The 15,093-nt window shown below is 32.2% G+C and carries 14 protein-coding genes, 1 tRNA gene and 3 pseudogenes; 7 read left to right on the forward strand and 11 right to left on the reverse strand.

Features of this window, described 5'->3' with window-relative positions; translation table 11 throughout:
* Positions 1 to 13: 13 nt before the first annotated feature.
* Together ACFINE_RS03490 and ACFINE_RS03495 are read left to right on the forward strand one after the other, a co-directional pair.
* Positions 14 to 262, forward strand: a complete 249-nt coding sequence (locus ACFINE_RS03490; RefSeq protein WP_375621056.1) for a hypothetical protein — start codon at positions 14 to 16, stop codon at positions 260 to 262.
* Positions 263 to 837: 575 nt separating this feature from the next.
* On the forward strand, positions 838 to 1,377 hold the full coding sequence (locus ACFINE_RS03495; protein ID WP_375621057.1) for a hypothetical protein: 540 nt from the start codon (positions 838 to 840) through the stop codon (positions 1,375 to 1,377).
* On the opposite strand, the gene ACFINE_RS03500 is transcribed toward ACFINE_RS03495, so the two are convergent.
* Together ACFINE_RS03500 and ACFINE_RS03505 are read right to left on the reverse strand one after the other, a co-directional pair.
* Positions 1,361 to 2,218: a hypothetical protein gene (locus ACFINE_RS03500; RefSeq protein WP_375621058.1), complete on the reverse strand. Its 858-nt coding sequence runs from the start codon at positions 2,216 to 2,218 to the stop codon at positions 1,361 to 1,363. The genes ACFINE_RS03495 and ACFINE_RS03500 overlap by 17 nt on opposite strands.
* A gap of 245 nt (positions 2,219 to 2,463) precedes the next feature.
* Positions 2,464 to 2,514: pseudogene (locus ACFINE_RS03505) on the reverse strand (hypothetical protein); the annotation flags it as partial.
* Between the two features lie 732 nt (positions 2,515 to 3,246).
* On the opposite strand from ACFINE_RS03505, the pseudogene ACFINE_RS03510 reads away from it, so the two are divergent.
* A pseudogene (locus ACFINE_RS03510) lies at positions 3,247 to 3,393 on the forward strand (single-stranded DNA-binding protein); the annotation flags it as partial.
* Positions 3,394 to 3,444: 51 nt separating this feature from the next.
* Here ACFINE_RS03510 and ACFINE_RS03515 read toward each other — a convergent pair.
* The 6 genes from ACFINE_RS03515 to ACFINE_RS03540 form a co-directional block, all read right to left on the reverse strand.
* The gene (locus ACFINE_RS03515; RefSeq protein WP_375612392.1) at positions 3,445 to 4,011 is read right to left on the reverse strand and encodes a biotin transporter BioY; all 567 of its coding nucleotides are present in this window, start codon (positions 4,009 to 4,011) and stop codon (positions 3,445 to 3,447) included.
* 257 nt (positions 4,012 to 4,268) lie between these two features.
* A complete protein-coding gene (locus tag ACFINE_RS03520) occupies positions 4,269 to 4,826 on the reverse strand; it encodes a biotin transporter BioY (RefSeq protein WP_375621059.1) in 558 nt (185 codons plus the stop codon).
* Positions 4,823 to 5,482: an energy-coupling factor transporter transmembrane component T family protein gene (locus ACFINE_RS03525; protein WP_375621060.1), complete on the reverse strand. Its 660-nt coding sequence runs from the start codon at positions 5,480 to 5,482 to the stop codon at positions 4,823 to 4,825. Before ACFINE_RS03525 ends, ACFINE_RS03520 begins: the two co-directional genes overlap by 4 nt.
* Positions 5,479 to 6,159, reverse strand: coding sequence for an energy-coupling factor ABC transporter ATP-binding protein (locus tag ACFINE_RS03530; RefSeq protein WP_375621061.1), 681 nt, complete (start codon positions 6,157 to 6,159; stop codon positions 5,479 to 5,481). The genes ACFINE_RS03525 and ACFINE_RS03530 overlap by 4 nt, the downstream gene beginning before the upstream one ends.
* Before the next feature lie 40 nt (positions 6,160 to 6,199).
* Positions 6,200 to 7,627 carry an amino acid permease gene (locus tag ACFINE_RS03535; protein WP_375621144.1) on the reverse strand — a complete coding sequence of 476 codons (1,428 nt, stop codon included), beginning with the start codon at positions 7,625 to 7,627 and terminating at the stop codon, positions 6,200 to 6,202.
* Between the two features lie 1,030 nt (positions 7,628 to 8,657).
* The gene (locus ACFINE_RS03540; RefSeq protein WP_375612388.1) at positions 8,658 to 8,834 is read right to left on the reverse strand and encodes a SlyX family protein; all 177 of its coding nucleotides are present in this window, start codon (positions 8,832 to 8,834) and stop codon (positions 8,658 to 8,660) included.
* Between the two features lie 455 nt (positions 8,835 to 9,289).
* Between ACFINE_RS03540 and ACFINE_RS03545 the strand changes: the two genes are divergently transcribed.
* Positions 9,290 to 9,365 (forward strand) — tRNA-Thr (locus tag ACFINE_RS03545).
* A 99-nt stretch (positions 9,366 to 9,464) separates the two neighbouring features.
* Here ACFINE_RS03545 and ACFINE_RS03550 read toward each other — a convergent pair.
* Positions 9,465 to 9,668, reverse strand: coding sequence for a helix-turn-helix transcriptional regulator (locus ACFINE_RS03550; protein ID WP_375621062.1), 204 nt, complete (start codon positions 9,666 to 9,668; stop codon positions 9,465 to 9,467).
* A gap of 1,027 nt (positions 9,669 to 10,695) precedes the next feature.
* Between ACFINE_RS03550 and ACFINE_RS03555 the strand changes: the two genes are divergently transcribed.
* Together ACFINE_RS03555 and ACFINE_RS03560 are read left to right on the forward strand one after the other, a co-directional pair.
* Positions 10,696 to 11,358, forward strand: coding sequence for a lysozyme (locus ACFINE_RS03555; RefSeq protein WP_375612387.1), 663 nt, complete (start codon positions 10,696 to 10,698; stop codon positions 11,356 to 11,358).
* Complete coding sequence (locus ACFINE_RS03560; RefSeq protein WP_375621063.1) at positions 11,355 to 11,582, forward strand: hypothetical protein; 228 nt, start codon at positions 11,355 to 11,357, stop codon at positions 11,580 to 11,582. Before ACFINE_RS03555 ends, ACFINE_RS03560 begins: the two co-directional genes overlap by 4 nt.
* Before the next feature lie 637 nt (positions 11,583 to 12,219).
* Here the strand turns inward: ACFINE_RS03560 and ACFINE_RS03565 are convergent.
* Both ACFINE_RS03565 and ACFINE_RS03570 read right to left on the reverse strand, forming a co-directional pair.
* Positions 12,220 to 12,653: pseudogene (locus ACFINE_RS03565) on the reverse strand (integrase); the annotation flags it as partial.
* A gap of 730 nt (positions 12,654 to 13,383) precedes the next feature.
* Positions 13,384 to 13,713 carry a hypothetical protein gene (locus ACFINE_RS03570; RefSeq protein WP_375621064.1) on the reverse strand — a complete coding sequence of 110 codons (330 nt, stop codon included), beginning with the start codon at positions 13,711 to 13,713 and terminating at the stop codon, positions 13,384 to 13,386.
* A gap of 342 nt (positions 13,714 to 14,055) precedes the next feature.
* Between ACFINE_RS03570 and ACFINE_RS03575 the strand changes: the two genes are divergently transcribed.
* Entirely contained in the window at positions 14,056 to 14,181 is a 126-nt protein-coding gene (locus ACFINE_RS03575; protein WP_375612384.1) for a hypothetical protein, read from the forward strand.
* Positions 14,182 to 15,093: the final 912 nt, after the last annotated feature.

The raw sequence follows: 15,093 nt of genomic DNA on the forward strand, positions 1-15,093 counted from the left end.
TGGTAGCTTCCACATGCAAAAATATATGGACTATAATACCTCTTCTCAAGCTGATCAAACTGAACTCAAAGGTATTTCCTTATTGATTTTGAAAGAGTCCTTAAAACGCATTTTGCAGAGCAACGTAGAAAGCATGTCTAAAAAAATCATTCCAAGAGCAACAGATTTTTCTAAGTATTGTGAAGAGATTGAAAAAGACCTTCTTTCACGCACCAAAACTCTTCATGAACTAATGATAGGAGAGTTTAAAATAGATTTCTAAAAAGTAGCAAAATAGTGAAAAGTGCAGATCATTTTTGGATTGGATATGCATTTAAAGAGTGATTAAAAAGTTTTTTTAATGTACAATATATTTCTAGAAGCTAAAATAGCTCTATAGTATCAAATTTATAAAGTAAATAAATCCATTAATACAAATTAAGGATTTTAGGATACGCGAATTTCAAAATATTTGTTTTTTAAAACATGAGTAGCCAGCATCAGCGCAAAAAATGTTGCGGCAGGTATGATTCCCTTTCGTGTACTTTTGAAATAACAGAGCTTTTCTTTAATCTTTATGAAAGGGTTGCCAGTGCGATGGGCTTTGTTGAAAGGTGGATTTGGGTATCAAAATGCAAGCAAGAGTTTGGGATTATGGAGCTCTGTGTTTAAAGCTATCATCAACTATAGATAAATCATAGACGAGGTTAACTAAAATATTAAAAGCAACTGGATGCAATAGAAGACATTGCTATTAAAAGAAAAGCAAATGCTAAAAAGACTAAAAGGTAGTTTGTGTTTTTATATCAGAAAATAATTTAAGAAATTGAGATCATAATTTTTTCACAGGAAATAAATATGTTTACAGATAAGAAGAGAAAAGCCTTGTTTGGCGTTATAATTTTTATATTTGTATGTTTTTTAGGAATAAGAAAAAATCTTGACTTTATTCAGGGTATTTTGACATTCGCGTCTATTTCTTTGGTGATCGTAACAACTGTTTTTGCAATTTTATGCAATTCTAATATCCCTTCTGAGTTGCAAAACAACCCACAATATAAATGCGGCAATACAACAGGTTGGAAGAGATTAACATGTGAATTACATCAGTATATGCACAGTCTCCTAAAGTTAATAATTTTAGCGCTTGTCGTTTTAATTTTCCCAAGTAGTTATAAAGAAACTGTTTCTTTGCCTGTCATTTCTAAGTACGTGGAACACAAGTTTTCTTTTTCATTGGATACCATACTTTGGTACTTAGATATTGCTCTTGGATATTCAAATATTATAATTTGGTACTTTTTTTTAGTCTGTGTGTTCTTTCTTATGTTGCGTACACGCAGTTTAATAAATATATCTATTTACACGCTACAGTGCTCTATTAAAGAGATACAGTAAAACTTACGATTTCATGCTTTAATTTTTCTTTTATATGACCTTCATTATACATACCATTATCATTTTTACTTGTTTTAATAGCAAATTTATGTTGAAAAGTTTCAGTATTAAAGATTATATCAAAATTATTATGTGTCTTTCCAACAAAACTTATGTTTTTAAATGCTGGATTTAATTTATATTTTTTAAAAAGATTCAAAAAATAATTCTTTAAATTATTTTTTTCTTTAAATTTGATACCCAAGTCAAGTTCCATTTCAGAATAATCATCCGTGGGAAATTCACCCAACAAAATTTTAGCCATCTTTAGCAAGTTGTCTTCTGATTGCATTGCAAAAAAATCTAATTGTTTTGGTTGGGTATATTTCAGTTTTATTTCTTTAATTAAAAGCAATTTTTTTTCGAACTCTTCCTTACCAAAAATATCAGGTGAGATATCAATCGTTTTCGGGGGAAAAGATTTTTTGTAGTGTAGATGCAAGAATTTGTTTAACTCTTTATTTGAAGAAAAAAGAGTAAACTCTATAGGAATTAAAATTCCAAAATATTGCTTATTCTGTTCAACATATTTTCTAGGACGTGGGTTAGGAATATTCTGAAAGTCATTTTCAGAATCAATCACTTCTGGGTTATAAGGACTATTTTCTCCCGTTAAAACATAAATCCAATAGCAGATCTTCGAGTTCACAGAAAACTTTTCGATTATTAAGGTGGCACATTGATTATCACAGTTAAAATCGTATCTTCCTTCCTCTAAAAATTTATCAGCATCATTGATATTAACTAGTTCTGAGGCTGGATCTATTTTATATTTATAAGAAAGGAAGTTAATGGTATTCATAAAGTTAACATAATTACAATGTCTATGTCTTATCGGGTGGTAGATGTTGCCTAAGTTATCTTAGTGACTATGGGAGTGTAGTGTATCCCAAATATACTGCGTCGTTTAGAATCGTTTGGCTGAAAATTGAGGCTATAAAATTTTAATTGCAAAAGCAATACGAACTTTAGAGAACTCTGCAGTGAGAGCTACTTAGATTTTTAAAATATGGGCTCCCCCTTCCCTGCTTTTAAGTGGAGGAGAAATCAGTGCATTGAACGAAGCATAGCATCACGTAAAATGGCGTTAATCCGCGTTTGATATCCTTTCCCTTGACTTTTAAAGTCACGCTAGTACGTCTGAATCCACACGCACAGTTGTGACAGTTTTCATGGGTTTACAGAATGGATTGAAAACGGCGTCTTTCCAGAACTCATCATTGAGTGACAGAATATCTCTATGATCAATTGCACTATCCGACATTACAGCCAATTTATCAATTTCAACTCTCTGTTCATCTGTCAAAGCCGATAAGTTACCTACCTCGATTTTATAACGAACTTTCTTCTTTATAACGTTTCTTTTCTTTCGAGTTGGCTCTCTGTGCTGAAATAATACGGATTACCTCTATGCCATCTTTATCGTCATGGACAGTATGCACTACGAATAGTAATAAAAAAACTCCACAAGCACTAAAGCTTGCTAACCGTACTCTCCATTTTCAACACGGTCTTGTTTAGCCATGGAGAATAGATCAGAAAAAACATATGCAGCTATTTCAAAACTTTACACGGTGCTTTCTAAGATTACTTTTTGTTTTAGCTTCATTCCATTCAAATCTCATTTTTATACCTTATATTAATACATTTATAAGGGTATTATATACATCAAGAGTTTTAGATGAACACTTAATTATCCATGTTTTTGTACAATTAATATAATTTAATAATTTAAAAATTAGTGATTAATTAACTAAAAATATTAAAAAAATAATAAATTATTCTAAGGCTTTATGCATATAATATGCAAATCGAATAAAACTTACAAGCATGTTGAATAAAATGATATTAATTGGCTATTTGAGAGCTGCTCCTGAAAGAAAAAAGAATTTTGGTGCCGCAACATTCAATTTTCGTATGGCTACCTCTGAGAGCTATGCAGATAAAAATACCAATAAAAAAGTAGACAAAACAGAATGATATTCCGTAGTGCTTTTTAATCTACATACATTTGGAAAAACTTGTTCTTCAGTACAAAACTGCCCCTTTTTCCGAATGAATGAGAGGAACGGTTTTTTTAATGGTCAACGCTACAAAGGATGTAATCAGCACTTTCAAGAAACCACTAACAAAAAAACCTAATGAACTTATTAAAACTGTCAGCAAAGGGACCTGTGTCATATAAGCCACCCATGGTATTCCAAAAGAATAGACTATCCCAATGCCACCCACGGTATTTATCACAAATAATATTATAAAATTTAACCGGTGCCAAAATAATTCTACCATAAAGCCAATAAAAAATGCAGCAAATGGAAAACTAATCAGATAACCACTCGTAACTCCTGAAAAAACACTAATTCCACCACGACCACTAGGCAATAGAGGTAACCCAATCGCAATAAGAACAAGGAAAAGAAGTGATGCTAAAGCTCCCCTTTTCGCTCCAAGTATAGAGCCTGCTAACATCGGAGCCATAGACTGAGCTGTAATAGGGACACCCAGCAAAAAAGGAAGATAAATAGGAGGAAAAAGACTCAAAACAGCGTAAATAGCGGCAAATAAAGCAATATAAACTAAATCTTTTGTATTCACTGAATTATTCCTTCACTAGGGAAAAGCTTTCGTTATTGTTGTATAATTAATAAAAAGTATCAGATTTATAAAAGTACACTTTAAATGCCTTAGATATAGAGAAAAATACTATAATAATTTATTTTAATAACATCACTTATATGAATCATATTAGATTCTACAATGTTTAATTACATCATAAATTACTATATTTAAATTCGATAATAGTGATATATGAATATTATATAATAACAATATAACAAAATAATACATTTATTTTAGTTATTATGCTTTGAATGAATGAGAGGAACAGATCTTTTAATCGCGAGTGCAATAAAGGATGCAATCAACACTTTTAAACAATCGCCTATCAAAAAAACTGATGAAGCCATTAAAACCTTCAGTAAAGAAACTTTGGTCATATACGCTGTCCATGGAACACCAAAAGAATAAACTATCCCAATGCCACCAAAAGTATTTATTATAAATAATGTTATAAAATTTAACCGCTGCCAAAACAACTCTACCATTAAACCAATAAAAAATGCGGCAAATGGAAAACCTATTAAATAACCACTTGCAATTCCTGAAAAGACACTGATTCCACCACGACCACTAGGCAACAGAGGTAATCCAATCGCAACAAGAACAAGAAAAAGGAGTGACGCTAAAGCACCCCTTTTTGCCCCAAGAATAGACCCTGCTAGCATCGGTCCCATCGATTGAGCTGTAATAGGTACCCCTAGAAGAAAAGGAAGATAAATAGAAGGAAAAAGGCCCAAAATAGTATAAATAGCGGCGAATAAAGCAATATAAACTAAATCTTTTGTATTCATTTAATTCTTCTTTTTTTACTATAAAAACTCTGATTATTACGAGATGCTGTATCAATAGTATCAGCATCATAAGAACGCGCTTCCAATGCTTCAGCCACTTCTGACGCCATTCTTATAGTCCGTATAATTAAAGGTATCGCAAGAGCGACAATGTTAGTATTAAGTCCTCGTGCTTGCTGTGCTTCATGTACCTCATTAAACTTTTCACTCAAAAGAGGAATAAACCTGATCGCCATAGAGATAACCATACTCACTTTTGATGGATTTATACCAAAACAACGAAAAGGCTGGAGGCCTGCTTCAATTGCATCCACCATATCTGATACTTTTGTTGTGAATGAAATAACTGATGATAAAGAAAAGAGGATAACAAGACGTAATATGACCTCAACCCCCGTAAGCCAACCGCTAAAAATAGTTTGAAATACAAATAGAAGAACTAAAAGCAATCCCATCGATTTAAATTGCTTTATCACAGTTTTGAAAGGGATCTTGGCGACTCTATAGAATAAGATGACAAACAACAAAAATAAACCAAGAAGCGCTATGGAAGAAACCATTATTATAAAAGTTCCACAGGCCGTAAGAAATAATAACTTAACTCCAGGACTTAACCTATGAATAAATGTATCCCTCGGAATATATAAACCGATCATGACATTCTTCTTATATACTCCTTTATAGCAACAAAAGGTACATCATCAATTGCTATCTCCCCCTTATCAAAAACCAGCACTCTATCAAACTTTTTCAAAAACTCTAAATCATGCGATACAACTATTGCCGTTTGCGGTAATTCTTCTATCACTTGCGTAACGCGATGCTTATTTCGCAAATCAAGTAATGTCGTCGGCTCATCAAAAATAATGTAGTCTGGTTTCATTGCAACTACACTAGAAATAGCAACAAGTTGTTTTTGCCCACCACTTAATAAATGGACAGCGTGATTTCTGAAATTTTGAAGTTCATAGCGCTGTAAAATTTCATCTACACGCTCCTTAATTTCATCTTTATTAAGCTTTAAATTTTTGAGACCAAAGGATAAGTCCTCTTCAACTAATGGTAAAACAATCTGATTATCGGGATTTTGAAAAACAAATCCAACTTTACGCTTTACTGCTTTTGCATCGCGTTTGGTATCAAGCCCATCAACGCTTACAAAACCATGAGATGGTAATTGGAGCCCATTAATAAGGCGAACAAATGTACTTTTTCCAGAACCATTCGCACCTATAATAGCAACTCGTCTTTCGGTAAGCTGTACACTAATATTTCTTAAAACACACAAATCACCAAAAACTTGTGTTACCTCATCAAATTTTATAATCCCCAAGGCTTATTCCAATCAATCCCTTTTATTAGCTCTTCTTTCTCTATCGCTTCAGTTTATAACCTAAAAGTAATAACAAGCACCATAGAGGAATAATAATGACTGCCAAACTCATATCAGGCATCTGTACAGGAATATATGCTTCAAGGAAAGGCACGCTTATTCCTATCATATCAAAAAGTCGAGTCATCAATCCATTTTTCCCAAAACCACTGACAAACATAATGCCAAATAATAAAGCAAGAAAGCAGAGGCAAAGATAGTTAGCGTAAGGATATAAACCAAACGCATAAATAAAATCGCCCTTTCTGTTCTTATGGGCATTGCGAAATTTCAAATGAACAATAACAATAATAGCCCAAGTAATCACTGCTGCTGCAGTTGCAAGAGCCATGATCCGCATGAAACTATTATCAGGAATAAGAGCATTAACAACGACAATCAACGCCGTACATAATGATGAAAAAAGGATAGCAATATAAGGAACACGAGCAGCACTCAGTTTACTAAAAATATGTGGTGCATTTTTTTGTACAGCTAAACTATAAAGCATACGGCCATTAGAATAAATGCCACTATTGTAAACAGAAATAGCAGCCATAATCACCACAAAATTCAAAATATGACCAGCAGCAGGAATTCCTATAGTCTCGAAAATTGTGACAAAAGGACTACCATTTTTTCCAATCATATTCCAAGGGCTGATTATCATAATAATGCTGATAGAACCAATATAAAAAATTATAATCCTCCACATAACTTGACGAATAGCCGCTGGAATTGTTTTTTGTGGATTAGATGCCTCTCCAGCAGCAATACCAATAAGCTCCGTTCCTCCAAAAGAAAACATTACTACAGAAGTTGCTAAAACAACCCCTACTGCTCCATAAGGGAAAAACCCGCCATGGTCCCAAAGATAATGAATATTCGCTTGATTTTCCCCTAGTCCAGTGACAATGAGAAAAATTCCAAAAATAATCATACCAATAACAGCAGCCACTTTGATCAAAGCGCAAGCAAATTCAAATTCTCCATAAAAACGAACATTAAACAAATTAACAAATGTAACAAATAAAAGAACAATGAAAGATGTCTTCCAATGATCAATCAAAATCCAATGATCAAGGTAAAACCCTATCACTGTAAGTTCAGCCATGCTCACAAGAATATAAAGAAACCAATAATTCCAACCTGTTATGAAACCAGCTAATCTCCCCCAATATTTATAAGCAAAAAAACTAAATGCTCCTGAAGACGGTTCTTCTACTGACATTTCACCAAGCATTCGCATAATGAAATACATAATAAGCCCGCCGACAAGATAAGATAAAATAACTGAGGGACCAGCTAATTGAATTGCCTCGGTTGACCCATAAAAAAGTCCTGTCCCAATAACGCCACCCAAAGCAATCATTTGAATATGGCGATTTTGAAGGCTACGCTTCAATTCCTCGTGCTTTTTTTCAGACATCATGCCTCACTACTTTTGTTGAACTTAACCTCAACTTTTATTGAAAAATTAGGCACCTCTTTTAAAAAACACAAAACAAACGTAAACTTATTTTCTTATCATAATGCAACTCCTTATTTTTTTGTGCATTATACGTATGTCCGGTTGAAGTTTTAAGAAAAAATATGCTCCACCCTTTATTTAAATTAATGTCCTTCATTTTCGTTACACTAACCATTATAGTATTGGTCATTGATAACGCACACTCTGTAATCACATCACATTGGACAACAACCCCCTTTAATAAAATTTTAACAAGCCTTCTGCAAACAGATATCTATCACCTTAATCAATCTCTATGCAAGGTAATGCCTGATTTTCTGTCCTCAATTTGCATTACTCTCACTTATTTACCCGCATGGTCTATCTTTGGTGCTTTAGCAATAGTATTTTGTATCTTAAATTACGAAAAACAAAAGCCTTTTCACAAAATATCATATACATATAACGAAGAGTACATTTGATCTTGAAAAAAACTTCTAGAGCTCTCTGTACTATAACATAATCGATGTCGCTTAAAACCCCCCACTCTATTAAAACAACTGAAGATCACTTGATCATCAGAAAAAATTAAAACACTTCATTATAAATATAGGCGCTCACTATGATTTCTATAGATAACGATAACATCACTTTATTTGTATCAATTTAAAAAAATTAGCGAATAAATCTACCTCCCATCTATAAGAAAACTCTGTACAGAAAAAACTTAAAATATCGCAGTTCATATATTTTTCTATAGCTGCTTCTTTAATACTCTACAAAAACTTTTCTTAATTTTCGTACTAGAAACCCCATATAAAAAAACGTCTTCTAATATCAGCTCTCCTTATAAGATTGGAACTTATTAAAATTAATGAAGAAGCTTATAAAAATTATTCTACAAGTCTAACAAAATGCGTGAAATAAAGACTCATCTGTAAATAATTGCAATTGTGATAAAAAATATTTCGCACCTTCTCCCTATTGAGAAAATGGTAAGATAACAGCTTCAGTAACACTCTAGTTCTTTTAAATCTGAAAATCGTCTCGCTAAAATATCAACTTTTTTAGATATCTCATCCAAACTTTTCCATTGATTAGTTACCTCTCGAGAAAGTTCCTCAATGAATTTTTCTTGGTAAGCTAGCTTCATTTCTAGTTCTATCAGCCGATCTTCATCCGACATGATTTGTACTCCCTCTTAAATAAAAAACGTGATTAATTTTATTAATCCTCCTCCCTTTTTCTTCCCATAAAAATGAGAAGTAACTTCTCAACTAATTCTACTCATCTATTTGCACATTATAAAAGGTTTATGATGATCTTTATTTTCCCAATCACTCTATGTAACAAATTTCTTTCTTAAGAATCAGAAAATGTTTTTATCTTTACTAAGTTATCTTGACACCATTTTTCATCCTAAAGATCTACATTCCCAGCTTCTTAATTTTAAGTGCTATCGTAAATTGAAACGCATTTTATAGCATTAAGGTCAAAGAATACTTTCCTCTGACTTTTACATAATTCTCCTTCAAATTATTATCATATGTATAAATTATTGAAAAAATGCATTCTTGCTTTTATACGTACTTTTAGCTATTACCCTCAAATTAGTTTTGTCTCATTGACTTACAAACCTATGCCGCATTAGCTCAGTTGGTAGAGCACATCATTCGTAATGATGGGGTCGCTGGTTCGAATCCGGCATGCGGCACCACTTTTTGTATTTAGCGTATTGAAATATATAGATTTTTTCTTTAAACAGCCATTTTCAGACCACCTTTTAGACCACCTTCTACAGTTTATATAATTTTACCTAATTTGTTCTTATTTGCTCCTTATTTTTCTTTGGAGTGAAGGCTAAGATCTCTTTTTTTCTCCATCTCACTGCTCTCCCTAGCTTATATGGCTCCGGAAACAACCCCTGAAGCACCCAATTGCGAATCGTTGTTGTGGATATACTAAAAAGCTGTGCACACTCACGTATTGTTACATATCTATTGCCATCATCAAATATCATCTCATTGCCTTTTTATTTTTTATGTTATGTGAATGGGCTGGGATGCTAGGAGGAGAGAGCTTCCTATATTGTCAAGCAGCTTTTTGTCAAAATCTTTTGTGTCTCTTGTGCTATTGCCTCTAAAAAGATTTCAATAGCTTGATTGATTTGTTTAAGAGGCTGCTGGAAACGTAGCCAATACAACACCAGACAAAGATGATACCATTGGACCCGAACGCCCTACCAAATGCTTCATATGAAAAAGAAAATATATGAAACCGAACTAATTGTTCAAATTTATTACAGTACAATATTCTTAAAAAAACTATCAAATATCATTGGTCTATATATTGAATATGCTCCACTAATATATTGTTTCAGTTGGAAACAGACTGTAAGAGAGGAGAAACATCCATTATGTTTTTTATGTAACAGTTTATTTAAAATCCTTCATAAAGGTATTTTTTAATGAAATTAAGCAATTAGGGAAAAAAACAAAGAATAATTAAATTAACTATAGATTTTTTTATTAAATATGTATAACACGTTATGTATATGTTTTATTGATTCTAAGATAAGTTTTAGATATATAATGTTAAATTATAATGTTTTTTTGTTTTTATAAAAAAATTCTGTGGTGCAATTTATGACTTTTGAAATTACTTAAAAATCAACACCTAATTATTTCATTAATTATTATGTCTCTTATTTTTTGTTAAAAATGCTTTTTGTCATTGGAATTATTGAAGTTTTTTCAAGTAAAGTTCTTCTAAATCATTCTGGATCAACTGTAAGAATTTATGAGTGAAATCTATCTGATTATAAATGGAATTATTATAAAGTTATTGTCTTTAGATGGAGATCAATTGCTGCAAAATGAATAGTATTTAGCATAATCTTTATTCAAAAAAATGATATAGGTCTTAAAATAATCTACTATGGATGTTTTGAATTTATTATGCCCTTTCGCTGTTCTGTTCTTAAAAATGAGTAGATGTAAGTTTTTAATTCATATCCTGCTTTGTGTAGTTTTTTATAGGTAAAAATAATGCGAAAAATATCAAAAGAAGGGCTTGTATTGATTAAGCAATTGGAAGGCTTGCGTTTATCGGCTTATGAAGATTCTGGTGGTGTATGGACAATTGGTTATGGACATACAAGTGCTGCTGGTGCCCCAAGCGTTCACAAAGATATGCAAATTACGGAAAAAGAAGCTGAAAAAATCCTTTGTCAGGACTTGAGGGAGTATGAAGCTGTTGTTGAAAAAGCCGTTACCGTTCCTTTAAACGATGAACAATTCGCGGCATTAGTATCATTTTGCTATAATGTAGGAATCACAGCATTTCGCAGTTCTACACTTTTAAAAAAGCTTAATAAAGGTGAATATGAAGCGATACCAACCGAATTGCAAAAATGGACAAGAGTGGGAGGAAAACGTATCCAAGGTCTTGTCAATCGCCGAGCAACCGAAGCAGGATTGTGGGCAAAAGGAGCTCATGTTGCCCCCAATTATCATGTAGTAGAACCAGAAGGCGTAACAGGTATTTGCAAAGTAGAAGCTCTTGCACCAATCATAGGTTCTTTTTCAGGGCTTGGAGGTCTTTTTGCAGGAAATGGTCCTGTTCAATGGGTTCTAGCAGGCATTATGGTTTTAGCCGCTTGTACGGCTATGATATACATTGCTAAACGTTTTCAGGAACACCGCCTATGATTTTATGGATAAAAAAATATCTGACAATGACGTCAGCGCTCATAGCAGCTTTTCTTATAGCTTTAGTCAAAGCCTTTTTTCTTGGGAAAAAAGTTGAGAAGCAAAAGCAAACAAAAGAAGATTTCAAGATAGCGACAACACGGCTTGAGGTAGAAAATGAAATTAATAAGAAAAGTGATGCTGATGTGCGCACTAAGCTTTCTAGCTGGTTGCGCAACGAATGAACGAACTTCTTGTATTGGATGGCTGCCAATTTATTTGAATCGACAAGATATCAATGTCATTAGTCCAAATTTGGCGAGAGATATTTTAAAACATAACGAACAAGGTGAACGTTTATGTGGTTGGAGAGATAAACGGAAAATAAAGTGATAAAAATATAATTCCTCTGAAACATCAATCAATGAAAAGATTTGAAAGAGGTGGATACATTCAGATTAAAAGTAAAAGCACTTAAAGGATTAAAACACTCTGGTGGTCGATTAGTTTTAATTAGAGTAACGGAGATGTCTGAGTTGAAGCGAAAGGATTCAACAGATTATGTTTGTGTAAAATGATTGAGTCTATTGATGTATTCTATGGGCATCTTTGTTATCCTATCAAAAGAAGATGAGAAAAGATTTTATGGATTGCACTACTATCGTCGTTCAAAGAACTGATCATACACAAAGGCTCTGTTTTCAACAAAAATAACATCTAGGAGCTGGCATGCTTGAAGAAAAGAAATCTACGGAGCTATATAATGAATAATGGTAAGGCTTTTATGTGATTTGTAAATGACGTTGCTTCAGCTTCCTAATTATAATAATGATGTTGACGATAAGGCAAATACTTTCGCACTGTATCTGCTTTTTCATGCTAAAGTGGCGGGAAAACATTGTGAATAATCTTGGCTGTTAATTTTTCTATAGGTAAATTCCCTATATAGAAAATGACATGCAACTCCAATTGAGAAAACCAACAACCATTTTTGCTTTTATTTTTTAACTTAGCTTTTTTACTTTCAAAAGTCGCCTAGCAATTTCTTGAAAAATATTGCTTTACTATTTTAAGATAATTTTTTCCTGAAATAAAATCCTTCTTTTAAAATATTACGGTAATATCTTGCAAACTCATGTACTGCTTTTAGAGAAAGTTTGTAATAAGACCGTGCCTTTCACGGCTTTTATTGTGATGTGTATAACGGAAAAATTAAGAGTGCGTATTATCTTTTCGAACATTCAACTACAATCTTATTTCATCACAATATTTATCTTGAGAAGATACTTTTACAAAGATACTGATAATCTATAAATCGCTCTCCCCTAATTCACCTTCTCGCTCATCCTTCCATGCATTGCCTGTCCACCTTTTAAACCACCTTAAATTTTTGATATAAAATTTTTTCTTTAATTTTTATTTTTTATTGAATCATAAAAATGATATGTCTCAATCTCACCTCTATGCATCTTTATACGCTCTGATTCTTGTTTCTAAAGCCCAGATTGCCTACATATCGTACTGTTTTTATATTTAATGTATATTTTTAGATTTATTCCTAACTTGTTAGAAAAGTTGCTATATTTTGATAGAAATATCTTCTATCAGTTCACTTTTTTCAAAAGATTCTGAAAGGATTCTCAAAAAGTCTGTAAAGTTAAAGACTATTTAATACGTATTGTTTCTTTTTTAGAAATCAAAATTGGTGATGCCCCATTCCTTACCAGCAATTGTGTTATTTGCAGAGCAGTCTGTATAAGATGGTGTATAAAGTTAACTAAAGTTTTTTGAATTTCTAGCATATTGTTTAAAGACAAAAAACTCCCTCTTATTATGCAAGCAGCTTAGACATCGGCTGATAATCCTCCCGCTTATAAAAATCCTTTCTTTAATAACCTTCAAAACCACAATTAAAGTGGTGAAAGATAAAACAAGATTTTTAGGCGATCATAACGCACAATAAAATCAGACCAGTCTAAATGTTCAATGCTAACACCTGCTAAACAGTGGAAAATAAGTTTTAGCACGCATTCAAATTGGAAGGGCTTAAGCCCCCCGCGCGCTACGATGGTTTTCTACTCTCATCGTACGATTTACATTCCCTCTAAAACTTAATCGCTGTAAATATAAAAATCTTGAAGCCCGTTCTAAATCCGTGAGAGTTTCTGGATCTTGCTGTATTAAACGTTGAAATTCCTCACAACTGCTCATCTGAAATGCTAAATTTTTCATAAAAGGACGATAGTGGCGTTGTAACATCCCTAAAAAGTTTACGACATAACCTGAGAGATTATTGCTGATTTCAGGAGATAGAATCAATTTCTGTTCAAAGAAAATATCACTCATATCAACAAAAAGGTTTAGTTTACATGCCATGAGGAATGTCCTCAAATAATTTTGATATTTTTTTGATCAAATTTCTTTTGTTACCAATATCAGCAGCAACTGGTGTGGAATTAACAGAATGATAATTTTTTATCTTAAAATGTATCCATCATTTTTTACATTCTTTCATCTATCTTAGCCTTCTTTTCACAGCTTCAAATGATAAAAAGTAACTGCAATGTTAAGTCGTTTTGCATCGAACAAATTTCTCGCAAACTATCCCTATTGGCTAGATGACAATCCATCCTCTATTTAAAGAGAGAAAAACTTTTCTTTTTTATTCAGCGATAAAGTAAATATTATCCAATTACTTACGAGTAGAAATTCGATCAAATGGAAACTGTAATTCTTTCTACTCTGAGTAATCTTGTACCTATTTATATAGGTTTAGGAAAGCGTGCTGTTATGAATATTCATAAAAATGCTTCAAAAATTGATATCAGCAAAACCTCTGTTTAAAAAAGGAAAAGATGTTCTCTTACTTGCTACTGAAGAAACTGTTCAGATTTGTCTTGATGTTGCTAAAGAGATTCAAAAAACATGAAGTTATCCCAACGCTTACAAGTGTGCCAACAATTCAACTTTGAGATAATAGATCAGTGCTAGAGTTATGCCAATCTCACCAATCTGTTGTTGTTTATGAAGAGCATAGTATCAAAGGAGAAGCTTGGAGATGCAATTGTTAAATCGCTTATGGAACAAAACATTCTATGCCAATTTGTATCATTAGCCCCCCCACCATCCCCATCTGCAATAAAAATGAACTGGATATTTTAACAAGTTATAAAATCAATCGAGAACGCATAAATAGTGTTAGAAATGACATACTATACAAAAAATATTCAACTGCTTCCTAATATGCTCGCCAGTTCAAAAACATCATAAATCATTGAGAAAACAAGAAAGAAAAGCACATTAATTCACGCAGTTTTGCTCTCAGTAAACGAGATTTTTAAAGATAGTACGGATATTTTTTCATTGCTTAAAAATGTACTCCATAAAAACAATATCACATCCATATAATATATTATCCAATGAACTTAATATAAATAATATATAGATTATAGAAATATTATTTATTAGATACATTTTTTATTATAATTATAGATTAAAATAAATACATATTGACATTTTTAATAATTTTATTTATATATTATAACTAATATTATTTTATATTAAAATAAAACTAAATGGATTTTATAAATTTACGTTTTATGCCAATATGGAAAAGAAGTAATTAACATATTATATTTTAATGTTTTTTATATATAGGAGGGAAAAATGCTCACAGCATTATTTATATCTATTTTTTCTATATCAACAGTTGTTTTACCTTTAATATCAGCGCTTGTTCCTTTTTATCCGTAGAAT

It is taken from the genome of Bartonella sp. AA97HXZ (assembly GCF_042196985.1).
Taxonomy (GTDB): domain Bacteria; phylum Pseudomonadota; class Alphaproteobacteria; order Rhizobiales; family Rhizobiaceae; genus Bartonella.